At 61.4% G+C, this 16,963-nt stretch carries 13 protein-coding genes; 1 reads left to right on the top strand and 12 read right to left on the bottom strand.

What is annotated here, in order from left to right:
- Window positions 1-20: 20 nt before the first annotated feature.
- The 3 genes from htpG to ABIB24_RS08280 all read right to left on the bottom strand — a co-directional run bounded on the left by htpG (window position 21) and on the right by ABIB24_RS08280 (window position 2,951).
- The gene (gene htpG, locus ABIB24_RS08290; protein ID WP_025339964.1) at window positions 21-1,925 is read right to left on the bottom strand and encodes a molecular chaperone HtpG; all 1,905 of its coding nucleotides are present in this window, start codon (window positions 1,923-1,925) and stop codon (window positions 21-23) included.
- Window positions 1,926-1,995: 70 nt separating this feature from the next.
- The gene (locus ABIB24_RS08285) at window positions 1,996-2,478 is read right to left on the bottom strand and encodes a PaaI family thioesterase (RefSeq protein ID WP_025339965.1); all 483 of its coding nucleotides are present in this window, start codon (window positions 2,476-2,478) and stop codon (window positions 1,996-1,998) included.
- Complete coding sequence (locus ABIB24_RS08280; RefSeq protein WP_075045842.1) at window positions 2,475-2,951, bottom strand: PaaI family thioesterase; 477 nt, start codon at window positions 2,949-2,951, stop codon at window positions 2,475-2,477. The genes ABIB24_RS08285 and ABIB24_RS08280 overlap by 4 nt, the downstream gene beginning before the upstream one ends.
- A gap of 154 nt (window positions 2,952-3,105) precedes the next feature.
- Between ABIB24_RS08280 and ABIB24_RS08275 the strand changes: the two genes are divergently transcribed.
- Window positions 3,106-3,399, top strand: a complete 294-nt coding sequence (locus ABIB24_RS08275; protein ID WP_015271093.1) for a hypothetical protein — start codon at window positions 3,106-3,108, stop codon at window positions 3,397-3,399.
- Between the two features lie 67 nt (window positions 3,400-3,466).
- Here ABIB24_RS08275 and ABIB24_RS08270 read toward each other — a convergent pair whose 3' ends face one another.
- The 9 genes from ABIB24_RS08270 to sdhA all read right to left on the bottom strand — a co-directional run bounded on the left by ABIB24_RS08270 (window position 3,467) and on the right by sdhA (window position 16,963).
- On the bottom strand, window positions 3,467-4,216 hold the full coding sequence (locus ABIB24_RS08270; RefSeq protein WP_025339967.1) for a DUF599 domain-containing protein: 750 nt from the start codon (window positions 4,214-4,216) through the stop codon (window positions 3,467-3,469).
- 367 nt (window positions 4,217-4,583) lie between these two features.
- Window positions 4,584-5,897 carry a branched-chain amino acid transport system II carrier protein gene (gene brnQ, locus ABIB24_RS08265; RefSeq protein ID WP_075045845.1) on the bottom strand — a complete coding sequence of 438 codons (1,314 nt, stop codon included), beginning with the start codon at window positions 5,895-5,897 and terminating at the stop codon, window positions 4,584-4,586.
- A 483-nt stretch (window positions 5,898-6,380) separates the two neighbouring features.
- Window positions 6,381-7,265 carry a succinate--CoA ligase subunit alpha gene (gene sucD, locus ABIB24_RS08260; RefSeq protein ID WP_004376004.1) on the bottom strand — a complete coding sequence of 295 codons (885 nt, stop codon included), beginning with the start codon at window positions 7,263-7,265 and terminating at the stop codon, window positions 6,381-6,383.
- Window positions 7,265-8,431, bottom strand: a complete 1,167-nt coding sequence (sucC, locus tag ABIB24_RS08255) for an ADP-forming succinate--CoA ligase subunit beta (protein ID WP_003254205.1) — start codon at window positions 8,429-8,431, stop codon at window positions 7,265-7,267. The genes sucD and sucC overlap by 1 nt, the downstream gene beginning before the upstream one ends.
- A 172-nt stretch (window positions 8,432-8,603) precedes the next feature.
- Complete coding sequence (gene lpdA, locus ABIB24_RS08250) at window positions 8,604-10,040, bottom strand: dihydrolipoyl dehydrogenase (RefSeq protein ID WP_013973439.1); 1,437 nt, start codon at window positions 10,038-10,040, stop codon at window positions 8,604-8,606.
- Between the two features lie 93 nt (window positions 10,041-10,133).
- Complete coding sequence (gene odhB, locus ABIB24_RS08245; protein ID WP_025339969.1) at window positions 10,134-11,354, bottom strand: 2-oxoglutarate dehydrogenase complex dihydrolipoyllysine-residue succinyltransferase; 1,221 nt, start codon at window positions 11,352-11,354, stop codon at window positions 10,134-10,136.
- Between the two features lie 42 nt (window positions 11,355-11,396).
- Window positions 11,397-14,228, bottom strand: coding sequence for a 2-oxoglutarate dehydrogenase E1 component (locus ABIB24_RS08240; protein ID WP_274078361.1), 2,832 nt, complete (start codon window positions 14,226-14,228; stop codon window positions 11,397-11,399).
- A 246-nt stretch (window positions 14,229-14,474) separates the two neighbouring features.
- The gene (locus ABIB24_RS08235) at window positions 14,475-15,179 is read right to left on the bottom strand and encodes a succinate dehydrogenase iron-sulfur subunit (RefSeq protein ID WP_016711649.1); all 705 of its coding nucleotides are present in this window, start codon (window positions 15,177-15,179) and stop codon (window positions 14,475-14,477) included.
- An 11-nt stretch (window positions 15,180-15,190) separates the two neighbouring features.
- Complete coding sequence (gene sdhA / locus ABIB24_RS08230; RefSeq protein WP_286919042.1) at window positions 15,191-16,963, bottom strand: succinate dehydrogenase flavoprotein subunit; 1,773 nt, start codon at window positions 16,961-16,963, stop codon at window positions 15,191-15,193.

Below are 16,963 nucleotides of genomic sequence, written 5' to 3'. Positions count from 1 at the left end.
GGGCTTTCCTATGCATCAACTCAAGCAGACAGCTCGACCAGCAGCTTGTTCAGGCGACGAACGTAAGCCGCCGGGTCCTTCAAGCTGTCACCGGCCGCCAGGGCCGCCTGATCGAACAAGATGTGCGACAGCTCGGCGAAGCGGTCTTCGCTCTGCTCGTTGTCCAGTTTCTCGATCAGCGGGTGGGTCGGGTTGAACTCGAAGATCGGCTTGGACTCCGGCACCTTCTGCCCGCTGGCTTCGAGGATCTGGCGCATCTGCAGGCCCAGGTCCTGCTCACCAATGGCCAGGATCGCCGGCGAGTCGGTCAGGCGGTGCGACACGCGCACCTCGGCCACGCTGTCACCCAGCGCGCCCTTCAGGCGCTCGACCAGGCCTTCCTTGTCCTTGGCGACTTCTTCCTGGGCCTTCTTGTCTTCTTCCGAATCCAGCTTGCCCAGGTCCAGGTCGCCACGGGCGACGTCGACGAAGGCCTTGCCGTCGAACTCGTTGAGGTAGCTCATCAGCCACTCGTCGATACGGTCGGTCAGCAGCAGCACTTCGATGCCTTTCTTGCGGAAGACTTCCAGGTGCGGGCTGTTCTTGACCTGCGCATACGACTCGCCGGTGAGGTAGTAGATCTTGTCCTGGCCTTCCTTGGCGCGTGCCAGGTAGTCGGCCAGGGCGACGCTCTGCTCGCCGCTGTCGTCCTGGGTGGAAGCGAAGCGCAGCAGGCCGGCGATCTTTTCCTTGTTGGCGAAGTCTTCGGCCGGGCCTTCCTTCAGCACCTGGCCGAAGTTCTTCCAGAAGCCCTTGTACTGCTCGGGCTCGTTCTTCGCCAGCTTCTCCAGCATGTCCAGCACGCGCTTGGTCAGCGCGGTCTTCATCGAGTCGATGATCGGGTCCTTCTGCAGGATTTCACGCGACACGTTCAGCGACAGGTCGTTGGAATCGACCACACCCTTGATGAAGCGCAGGTACAGCGGCAGGAACGACTCGGCCTGGTCCATGATGAACACGCGCTGCACGTACAGCTTCAGGCCGCGTGGCGCTTCGCGCTGGTACAGGTCGAACGGCGCGCGGGCCGGCACGTACAGCAGCGAGTTGTATTCGAGCTTGCCTTCGACCTTGTTGTGGCTCCAGGCCAGCGGGTTTTCGAAGTCATGGCCGATGTGCTTGTAGAACTCCTGGTACTCCTCGTCCTTGATCTCGGTACGCGGACGGGTCCACAGGGCGCTGGCACGGTTGACGGTTTCCCACTCTTCGGCCGGCTGTTCTTCGCCTTCGGCGGCAGCTTGCTCCTTCGGCAGCTGGATCGGCATGGCGATGTGGTCGGAGTACTTCTTGACCACGTTGCGCAGGCGCCAGCCATCGGCGAACTCCTGCTCGTCCTTCTTCAGGTGCAGGACGATGCGGGTGCCGCGCTGTGGCTTGTCGATGGTGGCGACTTCGAACTCGCCCTCGCCTTTCGACGACCAGTGCACGCCTTCGGCGGCCGGCTGGCCAGCACGGCGGCTGTATACGTCGACCTTGTCGGCAACGATGAACGCGGAGTAGAAGCCCACACCGAACTGACCGATCAGGTGCGAGTCCTTCTTCTGGTCACCAGTGAGGTTCTTCATGAAGTCGGCGGTGCCGGACTTGGCGATGGTACCCAGGTGGGCGATGACGTCTTCGCGGCTCATGCCGATGCCGTTGTCCTCGAGGGTCACGGTACCGGCGTCCTTGTCGAAGCTCAGGCGAATCTTCAGGTCGGCGTCGCCTTCGAACAGCTCTGGCTTGGCCAGGGCCTCGAAACGCAGCTTGTCGGCGGCGTCGGAGGCGTTGGAGATCAATTCACGCAGGAAGATCTCCTTGTTCGAATACAAGGAATGGATCATGAGGTGCAGCAGCTGCTTTACCTCGGTCTGGAAGCCCAGCGTTTCTTTTTGAGTCTCCACACTCATGGTCTTCAAAACTCCGATCTGATGGCAGTTGACGCCTCGCGGCCAGGTTGGCCTGCGTTAGCGGCGGATGTCATGCAGATGGGGGCTGCCCGGATGATTTCAAGGGCTTTTCCGGTTCGATCTTGAAATGCGCGCGAGCCGTAGCGATCGGCGACTGCCTGTCACCCTGCCAGGCGGTGATGGCCACATTGGTCACCCGCCGGCCCTGGCGCCACAGTTGGCACTGGGCGTAGGTATCGCGAAAGTGCCCGGCGCGCAGGTAATCGATGGAAAAGTCGATGATCTTCGGAATGCTCGCGCTCTCGCTGAAGATCAGCAGGTACAGCGCTGCCGACAGCTCCATGAAGCCCGCGATCACCCCGCCGTGGATGGCCGGCAGCAGCGGGTTGCCGATGTTGTCCTGGCTGGCCGGCAGGCGGAACAGCAGGTCATCGCCCTCGCGCTCGCATTCGATGCCGATCAGGCCGGCATAGGGGATCAGTGCCAGCAAAGGCCGATAGTCTCCCACTGCGTGGGCGGCGTTGAGCTGTTGACGAACCTCGTGCGGAATCATGCCCCGCCCTCCTTCAGGCTGTTGCCGAAACGGATGCCACCCTTGATCTCCTGGCCCAGGCGCATGAACGTGCCCACCACCTGGCAGATCGGCTGGGCGGGGTCGTCCTGGTAGGCCGTGCCACGGGTGAAGATCACATCGCGGGTGACCCGGTAGCACTGGGCATGGCCGTAGATGTCCTTGCCGGCCTCTGCCGGGTGCATGTAGTCGATGCGCAGGTCCAGTGTCGGACACACCTCGAAGCGCGGCAGCACGCACAATGTGGCCATGCCGCAGGTGGTGTCCATCAGCGTGGTCAGCGCGCCGCCATGCACGGCGCCGGTCTGCGGGTTGCCGACGATCGCCGGTGACCAGGGCAGCACCAGGGTCATGCCATCGGCATTGGTTTGCGCCACGCGCATTTGCAACAACTGACAATGTTTCAGGGCCGAGAGAAAACGCTCGGCCATGGCCATCAAGGTTGAATCGCTCATTGGCTGTTTCCCTGCGCATTGCCGCAGCGGCATAAAATCGTTAAAAAGTCTATATAGAACGGGGCGTTATATATGTGTAATCTTCGCGGAACTTATTCCGCGTAGTTGCACTCGAAGGAACAAGTCACTTATTCCACCAAGGAGAAACACCCCCATGCGTAAACCTTTTGCTTTTGCTCTGATGCTGGCCGCTGCCATGGGCCTGGCCGCTTGCGATAAAGCGAGCGAAGACAAAGCCCAGGACGCACAGCAACACGCCGAGCAAGCCCAGGAAAAAGCGGGCGAAGCTCAGGATAAAATGAACGAGGCTGCCAAGGAAAACGCCGAAGCCGCCAAAGATCAGGCCGAAGCCGAGCAGAAGGCCGCCGAAGAAGCCGCTCCGGCTACTCCGGCTCCGGAAGCCGCTCCAGCTACCCCAGCTGCTCCAGCCGAACCTGCCAAGCAGTAATCGGCTAAAACAAGAAAACCCGACATTGTCGGGTTTTTTTGTGCCTGAAACTTATGGATTAAACGTTTCAGGTTCCAGAAACGGTGTTTTCCTTGGCGGGTTCGATCGAAACACTTTCGGTAGGTGTGAACACCATCACATCCAACACATCCGAATGGAACTCGCGGCGGTACAGAATCAGCACTACCCCGACACTCATGACCATGAACAACCATGGGCTGATGAACCAGCTCAACATGGCCATGCCGAAGTAATAGGAACGCAGGCCCAGGTTGAACTGGTTGGCGGCAAGCGACAGCACCCGCGCCGCCCGCGAGGCGAATGCCTTGCGTTCAAGTTCATTGACCAGCCGTTCACCAATCATCGGCGCCGAACCCACCAGCACTGCGGCGAAGTTGTATTGGCGCATGCACCAGCTGAAGGTGAAAAAGGCATAGACGAAGACCATGGCCAGGCACAGCAGCTTGATCTCCGACATGCCCTGGGACGTCTGCTGCACCAGCGGCAGGTCGGCCAGCAGCGACAGCGCCCGGTCGGAGGCCCCAAGCACGGTGAGGATACCGGCAAGGATGATCAGGGTGCTGGAGGCGAAGAACGAGGCGTTGCGCTCGAGATTGCCGATCACGCTGGCATCGGCAATGCGGTTGTCGCGCAGCAGCATGCGGCGCATCCAGTCTTCGCGGTACAGGTGCAGCACGCTGGCCAGGCACGCGGTGTCGCGGCCCTTCCAGATGGCATAACGGGTGTAACCGCCCCAGCACAGGGCGAACCAGGCGATGGCCAACAGGTTGTTGAAGTTGCTTTGGATGAAGTTCATGCAGGGTTCCCGGGAGGGCCAGATACCTGAAGGATAGGGACCGGATTTCGACGCTGGCAAGCGGCAAAAGGCACACCTGAACAGTGAAACCAGACGCGATCGGTTGTAGGAGCGGCCTTGTGTCGCGATGGGGTGCGAAGCAGCCCCGGCAATACATGCTGCGAAGCTGAAATCATGGGGGCGCTTCGCACCCCATCGCGACACAAGGCCGCTCCTACAACTGATCGCGTCAGCCGAGAAACTTGTGCCAGGTGGCCGAACATGCAAACAAAAAGCCCCGCATCCTTTCGGATGCGGGGCTTTTGAGTTTCCACCCTTGGCGAGCACCCTTTGGCTTGTGGCCGGTGCCGCCCTCAGGCTTCGACTATCAGGCCAGCGCTTCGCGCGGCTTGCCGAGCATGCGGTCGCAGGCCACGGCGCCAACCAGGGTCACCACCGAAGGCACCAGCCAGGCCAGGCCCTGGTCGCTCAACGGCAGGTGGGCCATGAAGTCCGGCAGCACGTGGGCAATGCCGCTGCCTTTGATCGCATCGACCATGCCGAACAGCAGCGACACCAGCATCACTGGCGCCAGGATGCGGGTTGGCGAGTTCCACAGGTCCTTCACGAAGCTGAGCCCGACCACCACGATGCACGGTGGGTAGATCGCGGTGAGCACCGGGATCGAGAACATGATCAGCTTGGTCAGGCCGAGGTTGGAGATCAGCAGCGAGAAGCCCGCCAGGATCACCACCAGGGCGCGGTACGACAGCGGCAGCATCTGGCTGAAGTACTCGGCGCAGGCGCAGGTCAGGCCAACCGCGGTCACCAGGCAAGCCAGCGCGATCAGCACAGCGAGGAAGCCGCTGCCCAGCGAACCGAAGGTGTGCTGCACATAGGCATGCAGTACCGCCGCGCCGTTGGTGGCGTCAGCTGCGATATCGTGGCTGGTTGCACCCAGGCGGAACAGGCTGATGTACACCAGGGCCAGGCCGACACCGGCGATCAGGCCGGCGATGATGGCATAGCGGGTGATCAGCTTCGGCGACTCGACACCGCGCGAGCGGATGGCGTTGACGATGACGATACCGAACACCAGGGCACCCAGGGTGTCCATGGTCAGGTAACCATCGGAGAAGCCCTTGGAGAACGCTGCGGCGGCATAGGCCGGCTGCGCGTCACCAATGGTGCCGGCAGGCAGCGCGAAGGCGGCGATGCCCAGCACCGCCAGGGCGATGATCTTCAACGGCGCCAGGAAGCGGCCCACGGTGTCGAGCAGCTTGCCTGGGTACATGGACACGGCCAGTACCACGAGGAAGTACACCAGGCTGTAGATGAACAGCGCCAACGGGCTTTCACCGGTCAGCGGCGCAACACCCACTTCGAACGATACGGTCGCGGTGCGCGGGGTGGCGAACAGCGGGCCAACCGACAGATAGCACACGGCCGCCAGCAGGCCACCGAAGAACTTGCCGATCGGGCTGCTCAGGGCATCCATGCCGCCGCCGACCTTGGCCAGGGCGACCACGGTGATGACCGGCAGGCCCACGGCGGTAACCAGGAAGCCCAAGGCCGCCATCCATACGTGCGGGCCAGACTGCAGACCGACGATAGGCGGGAAGATGATGTTGCCAGCGCCCACGAAAAGCGCAAACGTCATAAAGCCAAGCGCCAGGATATCCTGGCCTTTGAGAACTTTCATTTAAGGTAGTACCACACTGCTGAAATCGGGATTCGAGAGGGGATTTCCCTTTGGATGAGGGGAAATGCTGCCCGGCTTGATAGGCCAGACCCGTTTAGCGTGTCGTTCCCTTTTGGGGTACGGGCACAGAGTGAACGCGTAATGTAACTGTTTTGTCAGTCAAACGCACTGGCACAGTGCTGCTTGTCCGATGTGCGTACATGTTTGTCGTCTGTGCGACCGAGGACAGCGAGAATTATCCTCGGATTGAAACATTCGTCTGCGTGAAAATTCCTATCAAACTCATCGAAAAATCCATGTTGCCTGTACCGGCCTCTTCGCGGGCTTGCCCGCTCCCACAGGGGATCACCACAGGCCCGGAATGTGGAGATCTCCTGTGGGAGCAGGCAAGCCCGCGAAGAGGCCGGCACAGGAATACCCCCCCCCAGAAACGACAAAGGCCACCCGAAGGTGGCCTCTGTGCGCGTGGGGGGTGTAGCAGTATTACTTTTTGACTTCCCAGCCAGTCAGCTCGGCCAGGGCCTTGCCGATGTCAGCCAGGGAACGCACGGTCTTCACACCAGCGTCCTGCAGGGCGGCGAACTTCTCGTCCGCAGTGCCCTTGCCGCCGGAGATGATGGCGCCAGCGTGGCCCATGCGCTTGCCCGCAGGTGCGGTAACACCAGCGATGTAGGAAACGACAGGCTTGGTGACGTTGGCCTTGATGTAGGCCGCAGCTTCTTCTTCAGCCGAACCGCCGATCTCGCCGATCATGACGATCGCTTCGGTCTTCGGGTCTTCCTGGAACAGCTTCAGGATGTCGATGAAGTTGGAGCCCGGGATCGGGTCACCGCCGATGCCGACGCAGGTCGACTGGCCGAAGCCGGCGTCGGTGGTCTGCTTCACAGCTTCGTAGGTCAGGGTGCCGGAACGCGAAACGATACCGACCTTGCCTGGCAGGTGGATGTGGCCTGGCATGATGCCGATCTTGCACTCGCCCGGGGTGATGACACCTGGGCAGTTAGGGCCGATCAGGGTCACGCCCAGCTCGTCGCACTTGACCTTGGCATCCAGCATGTCCAGGGTAGGAATGCCTTCGGTGATGCACACGATCAGCTTGATGCCGCCGAAGGCAGCTTCCAGGATCGAGTCCTTGCAGAAAGGAGCCGGAACGTAGATGACCGAAGCGTCAGCGCCGGTAGCTTCCACAGCTTCTTTCACAGTGTTGAACACTGGCAGGCCCAGGTGGGTGGTGCCACCCTTGCCTGGGGTTACGCCGCCGACCATCTTGGTGCCGTAGGCGATGGCCTGTTCGGAGTGGAAAGTACCCTGCGAGCCGGTGAAGCCCTGGCAGATGACTTTGGTGTCTTTATTGATCAGGACGCTCATTACTTGCCCTCCGCAGCTTTGACAACTTGTTGAGCAGCGTCGGTCAGGCTGGTTGCCGCAATGATGTTCAAACCGCTTTCTGCCAGTACTTTAGCGCCCAGTTCGGCGTTGTTGCCTTCAAGGCGAACGACGACCGGAACTTTCACGCCGACTTCTTTCACTGCACCGATGATGCCTTCGGCAATCATGTCGCAGCGAACGATGCCGCCGAAGATGTTGACCAGAACGGCCGCGACATTGCTGTCGGACAGAATGATCTTGAACGCTTCGGTAACGCGCTCTTTGGTAGCACCACCGCCAACGTCGAGGAAGTTGGCCGGCTTGCCGCCGTGCAGGTTGACGATGTCCATGGTACCCATGGCCAGGCCAGCACCGTTGACCATGCAGCCGATGTTGCCTTCGAGGGCAACGTAGTTCAGTTCGAACTTGGCAGCGTGGGCTTCACGGGCGTCGTCCTGCGACGGGTCGTGGAAGGTTTTCAGCTTAGGCTGACGGTACATGGCGTTGGCGTCGATGTTGATCTTGGCATCGAGGCAGTGCAGGTCGCCGTCGGCCTTGATCACCAGCGGGTTCACTTCCAGCAGGGCCAGGTCGTGATCCTTGAACAGCTTGGCCAGACCAACGAAGATCTTGGCGAACTGTTGAACTTGCTTGCCTTCCAGGCCCAGCTGGAATGCCAGCTCGCGACCCTGGAACGGCTGAGCGCCGACCAGCGGGTCGATGGTGGCCTTGAGGATCTTCTCAGGCGTTTCGTGAGCGACTTTCTCGATGTCCACGCCACCTTCGGTGGAAGCCATGAACACGATACGGCGGCTCGAACGATCGACTACAGCGCCCAGATACAGCTCTTTGGCGATGTCAGTGCAGGATTCGACCAGAATCTTGGAGACGGGTTGACCGTTGGCATCGGTCTGGTAGGTGACCAGATTCTTGCCCAACCACTGTGCAGCGAACGCCTTGGCGTCTTCTTTGCTGCGAACCAGCTTGACGCCGCCCGCTTTACCGCGACCACCCGCGTGAACCTGGGCTTTTACCACCCACTCGTTCCCGCCGATCTTGTCGCAGGCTTCTGCAGCTTGCTCAGGGGTATCGACAGCGAAACCCTTGGAAACTGGCAGGCCGTATTCAGCGAACAGCTGCTTACCCTGATACTCGTGAAGATTCATGCTTTTTACCGTCTTCGTTAGGTACTGCGCTTCGGCGCTGCGCCATCACTGGCGCCGCACCACCTGTGACCGTTGACCCCGGGTTTTCCCGTGTGATCCGGTCCGGCGGACTTTCCGCGGTGAGTCATGCACGCAAGACTCACGACGGGCAGCCCGCCGTGGTTTCTTATAATTAACGCTTCTTACGGTTGGCCACGTGAATGGCGCCGCCATTCACTGCCAGCGCTGCTTCATGCAACGCTTCGGACAGGGTCGGATGGCTGAAGACCATCATGCCCAGATCCTCGGCACTGGTGCCGAATTCCATTGCGATTGCGCCCTGCTGCACCAGTTCGGCAGCCGATGGGCCAATCACGTGTACACCCAGGACGCGGTCGGTCTTGGCATCGGCGATGACCTTGACGAAACCACCGGTGTCGTTGGCAGCCATCGCACGGCCGCTGGCCGCGAACGGGAAGGTGCCCACGTTAACCTCAACGCCCTCGGCCTTCAAGGCCTGTTCGGTCTTGCCGACCCACGCGATTTCCGGGTGGGTGTAGATGACCGACGGGATCAGGTCGTAGTTCATCTGGGCCTTGTGGCCCTTGATGCGCTCAACCACCATGATGCCCTCTTCCGAGGCCTTGTGGGCCAGCATCATGCCGCGTACCACGTCACCGATGGCATACACGCCCGGCACGCTGGTAGCGCAGTAGTCGTCGACGAAGATGTAGCCACGCTCGTCGATGGTCACGCCGCTGTCGGCGGCCAGCAGATCAGTGGTCACCGGGCGACGGCCGACCGCGACGATCAGCTTGTCGAAGGTGATCTTCTGCTCGCCGTTGGCGTCGGTGTAGGTCACTTCGACTTCGTTGCCGTTGACTTTCGAGCCGGTGACGCGCGCGCCCAGCTTGATGTCCAGGCCTTGCTTGGTCAGGGTCTTCTGGGCTTCTTTCGACACGGCGGTGTCGGCAGCCATCAGGAAGGTGTCCAGGGCTTCCAGAACGGTGACTTCAGCACCCAGGCGAGCCCATACCGAGCCCAGCTCCAGGCCGATCACGCCAGCACCGATAACGCCCAGGCGCTTCGGCACGGCCTGGAATTCCAGGGCGCCGGTGGAGTCGACGATGACGTTCTGGTCGACCGGAGCCGGCGGAATGTCGATCGGGCGCGAGCCGGAAGCCAGGATCACGTTCTCGGCTTCGATGACTTCGGTGGTGCCGTCAGCCTTGGTGACTTCGACTTTCTTGCCGGCCAGCAGCTTGCCGTGGCCCTGGATCGAAGTAACGCCGTTGGCCTTGAACAGGGTGGCAACGCCACCGGTCAGGTTCTTGACGATGCCAGCCTTGCGGCCAACCATCGCGGCGACGTCCATCTTCACTTCACCAGTGGAGATACCGTGGACGTTGAAGCTCTCTTTGGCTTCCTTGTACTTCCAGGAGCTGTCCAGCAGCGCCTTGGAAGGAATGCAACCTACGTTCAGGCAGGTGCCGCCCAGGGCCAGCTTGCCCTCGGCGTCGGTGTACTTCTCGATACAGGCAGTCTTCAGACCAAGTTGTGCGGCCTTGATGGCAGCCACATAGCCGCCAGGACCTGCACCAATCACCACTACGTCGAATTTCTGGGTCATAAAAGATTCCTTATCAGCTACAAGCTACAAGCCGCGGACCGCGCGGCATGGCTTCCTGCGAAGCCAGGGCCGGCACGGTACGCAGCCAGAGGGTTAGATGTCCAGCAGCAGGCGAGACGGATCTTCCAGCAGGTTCTTGATGGTGACCAGGAAGGTTACCGCTTCCTTGCCGTCGATCAGGCGGTGATCGTACGACAGCGCCAGGTACATCATCGGGCGAATCACCACCTGGCCATTGATGGCCATAGGGCGCTGGATGATGTTGTGCATACCGAGAATGGCGGCCTGCGGCGGGTTGACGATCGGGGTCGACATCATCGAACCGAAGGTACCACCGTTGGTGATGGTGAAGGTGCCGCCGGTCATCTCTTCGATGGCCAGCTTGCCGTCACGGGCCTTCTTGCCGAAGGTGGCGATGCCGTTCTCGATTTCCGCCAGGCTCATCGACTCGGCGTTACGCAGTACCGGTACCACCAGGCCACGGTCGCTGGACACGGCAACGCCGACGTCGGCGTAGCCGTGGTAGACGATGTCGTTGCCGTCGATCGAGGCGTTGACAGCCGGGAAGCGCTTCAGGGCTTCGGTGGCGGCCTTGACGAAGAACGACATGAAGCCCAGGCGTACGCCATTGTGGGTCTTCTCGAACAGGTCCTTGTACTTCGAACGCAGGGCCATGACTTCGGTCATGTCGACTTCGTTGAAGGTGGTCAGCATGGCCATGCTCGACTGGGCTTCGACCAGACGCTCGGCGATCTTGGCGCGCAGGCGGGTCATCGGCACGCGCTTCTCGGTGCGGTCGCCAGCGGCAACGACAACCGGGGCAGCAGCGGCAGCGGCGGCAGGCTTGGCAGCTGCAGCAGGCGCCGACTTCTTGTTGGCGACGGCAGCGACGACGTCTTCCTTGGTGATGCGACCACCTTTGCCGGTGCCGGCAACGGTAGCCAGGTCGATGCCGTTCTCTTCAGCCAGCTTGCGCGCGGCCGGGGCGGCAACCGGGTCTTCTTCGCCAGCGTCGGCAGCAGCGGCAGCCGGGGCTGCAGCGGCCGGGGCGGCAGCTGGTGCAGCAGCGGCAGCACCGCCTTCAACGATCGAACCCAGTACTTCGTCGGACAGGACGGTGTCGCCCTCGCCCTTGACGATGGCACCCAGCACGCCGTCGGCGGTGGCCAGTACTTCCAGGACGACCTTGTCGGTCTCGATGTCGACGATCAGCTCGTCACGCTTGACGGCATCGCCCGGCTGCTTGTGCCAGGTGGCAACGGTGCCATCGGCAACCGATTCCGGGAAGGTTGGGGCTTTGATCTCGATAGCCATTATCTGTGTTTCCTTAAATTCGGTTTCAGGTGCGCGAAGGCATTAAACAGTGAAGGCGTCTTGCAGCAGTTTTTCCTGCTGTTCGGCGTGCTTCGATGCGTAACCACAGGCTGGCGCGGCGGAAGCGTCGCGGCCGGCGTATTCCAGGACCAGTGCCTTGTTGTGGCGACCCAGGATACGGCGCATGTGGTGCTGGCTGCTGTACCAGGCGCCCTGGTTCATCGGCTCTTCCTGACACCAGACCGCATGCTTGAGGTTGGTGTAAGGCGCCAGGATTTCGACCAGGTCGTCCTCAGGGAACGGATACAGCTGCTCGATACGCACGATGGCGATGTCGTCGCGGCCTTCGGCACGGCGTTTTTCCAGCAGGTCGTAGTAAACCTTGCCGCCGCACAGGACCAGGCGTTCGACCTTGGCCGGATCGAGGCTGTCGATTTCCGGGATCACGGTCTGGAACGAGCCTTCTGCCAGGTCTTCCAGGGTCGAGATGGCCAGTTTGTGGCGCAGCAGCGACTTCGGCGTCAGCACGATCAGCGGCTTGCGCAGCGGACGGATGACCTGGCGACGCAGCAGGTGGTAGATCTGGGCCGGGGTGGTCGGTACGCAGACCTGGATGTTGTGCTCGGCGCACAGCTGCAGGTAACGCTCCAGGCGCGCAGAGGAGTGCTCCGGGCCCTGCCCTTCATAACCGTGTGGCAGCAGCATGGTCAGACCGCACAGACGGCCCCACTTGTGCTCGCCGCTGGTGATGAACTGGTCGATCACCACTTGCGCACCGTTGGCGAAGTCACCGAACTGGGCTTCCCAGATCACCAGCGCGTTCGGCGTGGTGGTCGAGTAGCCGTATTCGAAGGCCAGTACCGCTTCTTCCGACAGGAAGGAGTCGTACAGTTCGAACTGAGGCTGGCCCGGGAACAGGTTCTTCAGCGGTACGTAGGTGCTGGCGTCCTTCTGGTTGTGCAGCACCGCGTGACGGTGCGAGAAGGTGCCACGGCCGATGTCCTGGCCGGTCATGCGGATCGGGTGACCTTCGAACTGCAGGGTGGCGTAGGCCATGGTCTCTGCATAACCCCAGTTGATCGGCAAGCCACCGGCCTGCATCTTCTGACGGTCTTCGTAGATCTTGGCGACCTGGCGCTGGACGACGAAACCTTCCGGGATCTCCAGCAGCTTGGCCGACAGTTCCTGCAGGGTCTTGAGGTCGAAGCGGGTGTCGTGACGCGCGGTCCAGGCATGGCCCAGGTACGGACGCCAGTCGACGAACAGCTCGCGGTTCGGCTCCTTGACCAGGCTCTTCACCACGTGCAGGCCGTTGTCCAGCGCGTTGCGGTACTCGTCGATCTTGGCCTGGGCGCGCTCGGAATCGATGCGGCCGGCCTGGATCAGCGCCTCAGCGTACAGTTCACGCGTGGTGCGCTGCTTGCTGATCTGCTGGTACATCAAAGGCTGGGTGCCGTTCGGCTCGTCGGCCTCGTTGTGGCCGCGGCGGCGGTAGCAGACCAGGTCGATGACCACGTCACGCTTGAACTGCATGCGGTAGTCGATGGCCAGCTGGGTCACGAACAGCACGGCTTCCGGGTCGTCCCCGTTCACGTGCAGGATCGGCGCCTGGATCATCTTGGCAACGTCGGTGGCGTACTCGGTGGAGCGCGCGTCCAGCGGGTTGCTGATGGTGAAACCAACCTGGTTGTTGATCACGATGTGCACGGTACCGCCGGTCTTGAAACCGCGGGTCTGCGACATCTGGAAGGTTTCCATGACCACGCCCTGGCCGGCGAATGCTGCGTCGCCGTGGATCGAGATCGGCAGTACCTTGTCGCCAACGGTGTCGTTGCGGCGGTCCTGACGGGCGCGCACCGAACCCTCGACCACTGGCGAGACGATTTCCAGGTGGGACGGGTTGAACGCCATGGCCAGGTGCACTTCGCCACCCGGGGTCATCACGTTCGAGGAGAAGCCCTGGTGATACTTCACGTCACCGGAGCCCAGCTCGTTCATCTTCTTGCCTTCGAACTCGTCGAACAGCTCGCGCGGGTTCTTGCCGAAGGTGTTGACCAGAACGTTCAGGCGGCCACGGTGGGCCATGCCGATCACGACTTCCTTGGTGCCGTAGGAACCGGAACGCTGGATCATCTCGTCCAGCATCGGGATCAGGCTTTCGCCGCCCTCGAGGCCGAAACGCTTGGTGCCCGGGTACTTGGTGCCCAGGTATTTCTCAAGGCCTTCACCGGCGGTCACGCGCTCGAGCAGGTGGGCCTGCACGTCAGCGGAAAACTCCGGACGGCCGCGCACGCTTTCCAGGCGCTGCTGGAACCAGCTGCGCTGCTCGGAATCGACGATGTGGGTGAACTCGGCGCCAATGGTGCGACAATATGTCTTCTGGAGCGCCTCGAAGATCTCGCGTAGGCTCGCCTCCTCTTTGCCGATGAACAGGTCGCCGGCACGGAAGGTCGTATCAAGATCGGCATTGGTCAAGCCGTAGTGATTGATCGACAGGTCTACGGGCGCAGGACGCTGCCACAACCCCAACGGGTCGAGCTTGGCAGCCTGATGGCCGCGCATACGATAGGCCTGGATCAGTCGCAGAACTTCAACCTGCTTCTTCTCGTGTTCACTGCTCACGCTCCCGGCGGATACCGGTTGGGCGCGGCGCTGGTTCTTTGCCAGCAGTACGAAATGGTCGCGGATTGTCGAGTGCGATACATCGGTAGCGGTGCTGCCGTCGGCGGGCAACTTCTGGAAGTAGGTGCGCCACTCTTCTGGCACAGCGTTAGGGTCGTGCAGGTAGAGCTCATAAAGCTCTTCCACATATGCAGCGTTACCACCTGAAAGGTGGGCGCTTTCCCACATGCGCTGCATCACGCTTTCTTGCATGCTTGGTCACCCTCGGTTAGGGGACTGATCGGCGAGAGCCACAGCAAACCTGGAAAAGTCCGAATACAGCGACTGAACCACGCCACTTGGATCCTGCTGATTTTCCGGGTACCAGCCCGGAAAGCCCCTGCTGGTCTCATATCTTCATAGGTAATGAACGCGGGCTTTGTGGGCCCTTGTTCGGGTTTTACCTCAGTGCGGGCTCACCACCCGCACCTCGGCTTACTGCAGGTACAACACTTTGTATCAGGTGCCGCTTTGCAGCAGCATGTTACGTACGTGGCCGATTGCCTTGGTCGGGTTCAGACCTTTCGGGCAAACGTTGACGCAGTTCATGATCCCGCGGCAGCGGAATACGCTGAACGGGTCATCCAGGGACGCCAGGCGCTCCTGGGTCTTGGTGTCACGGCTGTCGGCCAGGAAGCGATAGGCTTGCAGCAGTGCGGCCGGGCCCAGGAACTTGTCCGGGTTCCACCAGAACGATGGGCAGGAAGTCGAGCAGCAAGCGCACAGGATGCACTCGTACAGGCCGTCCAGCTTGTCGCGGTCTTCCGGCGACTGCAGACGCTCGATGGCCGGCGCAGGAGTGTCGTTCTGCAGGAACGGCTTCACCTTCTCGTACTGCTTGTAGAAGATGCTCATGTCGACGACCAGGTCACGAATGACCGGCAGACCCGGCAGCGGGCGCAGAACCAGCTTGTTGCCCTTCACCACCGCCGACAGCGGGGTGATGCAGGCCAGGCCGTTCTTGCCGTTCATGTTCATGCCGTCGGAACCGCAAACGCCTTCACGGCAGGAGCGACGGTACGAGAAACCTTCGTCCTTTTCCTTGATCAGCGCCAATACATCGAGAACCATCAGGTCCTTGCCGCCGGTATCGACGTCGAACGACTCCATTTTGGGCGCCGAGTCGGTGTCCGGGTTGTAACGATAAACTTCGACTTTCAACATAGCAGCCACCCTTAGTAAGTCCGGACTTTTGGTTCGAAGGCTGGAACAGTCTTCGGCGCAAAGTTGACGCCGCGCTTGGCAACGCGCTTCTCACCCGGGTAGTACAGGGTGTGGCACAGCCAGTTTTCGTCGTCACGGTCTTCGAAGTCTTCACGGGCGTGGGCGCCGCGGGACTCTTTACGGGCTTCGGCCGCGATGGCGGTAGCTTCGGCGACTTCCAGCAGGTTCTGCAGCTCCAGCGCTTCGATACGCGCGGTGTTGAAGGCCTGGGACTTGTCGTTGATCTTGACGTTGGCGATACGGTCACGCAGGCCGGCCAGCTGCTCGATACCCTTCTGCATGTATTCGCCAGTACGGAATACACCGAAGTAGTTCTGCATGCAGCTCTGCAGCTCGCGCTTGAGGCTGGCAACGTCTTCGCCAGTGGTACGCTCGTTGAGCTTGTTCAGGCGGTTCAGGGCAACATCGATATCGGTGTCGCTGGCGTCGCGGTATTCCACGCCGTCGGACAGCGATTTTTCCAGGTGCAGGCCAGCGGCACGACCGAATACCACCAGGTCGAGCAGCGAGTTGCCGCCCAGGCGGTTGGCACCGTGGACCGATACGCACGCCACTTCACCCACTGCGAACAGACCCGGGATGATTTGGTCCTTGCCTTCGGCGTCCATGGTGATGGCCTGGCCATGAATATTGGTGGCAACGCCGCCCATCATGTAGTGGCAGGTCGGTACGACCGGGACCGGCGCGACGACTGGGTCGACGTGGGCGAAGGTCTTGGACAGCTCGCAGATACCTGGCAGGCGGCTGTGCAGCACTTCCTCGCCCAGGTGGTCCAGCTTCAGCAGCACGTGGTCCTTGTTCGGGCCCACGCCGTTGCCGGCGATGATTTCCTTGACCATGGAACGGGCAACCACGTCGCGGCCGGCCAGGTCTTTCGCGTTCGGCGCGTAACGCTCCATGAAGCGCTCGCCGTGGGCGTTGATCAGGTAGCCACCTTCACCGCGGCAACCTTCGGTAACCAGTACACCGGCGCCGGCGATGCCGGTCGGGTGGAACTGCCACATCTCGATGTCCTGCACCGGCACGCCTGCACGCAGCGCCATGCCGATACCGTCACCGGTGTTGATCAGGGCGTTGGTGGTGGAGGCGTAGATACGACCGGCACCGCCAGTGGCCAGAACGGTGGCCTTGGACTTGATGTACATGGTTTCGCCGGTTTCGATGCAGATTGCGATCACACCGACGAACGCGCCGTCCTGGTTCTTCACCAGGTCAACAGCGTAGTACTCGTTGAGGAAGGTAGTGCCTGCCTTCAGGTTGCCCTGGTACAGGGTGTGCAGCAGCGCGTGACCGGTACGGTCGGAAGCAGCACAGGTACGGGCGGCCTGGCCACCTTTACCGAAGTCCTTGGACTGGCCACCGAACGGACGCTGGTAGATGCGGCCGGTTTCGGTACGCGAGAACGGCAGGCCCATGTGGTCCAGCTCGAAGACCGCAGCCGGGCCTTCCTGACACATGTATTCGATAGCGTCCTGGTCACCGATGTAGTCGGAGCCTTTGACGGTATCGTACATGTGCCAGCGCCAGTCGTCGTTCGGGTCGGCCGAAGCGATGGCGCAGGTGATGCCGCCCTGGGCGGATACAGTGTGCGAACGGGTCGGGAAGACCTTGGTGACCACGGCAGTCTTGTGGCCGCCTTGAGCCAGCTGCAGCGCTGCGCGCATGCCGGCGCCGCCGCCACCGATGATGATGGCGTCGAAGGAAATGGTTGGAATGCTAGCCAT

Origin of the sequence: Pseudomonas sp. UYEF17, from assembly GCF_040546125.1 — a bacterium.
GTDB classification, from domain to species: domain Bacteria; phylum Pseudomonadota; class Gammaproteobacteria; order Pseudomonadales; family Pseudomonadaceae; genus Aquipseudomonas; species Aquipseudomonas putida_Z.
Note: the sequence above shows the minus strand (reverse complement) of the source record. Positions and strands in the feature narration are given on the sequence as shown.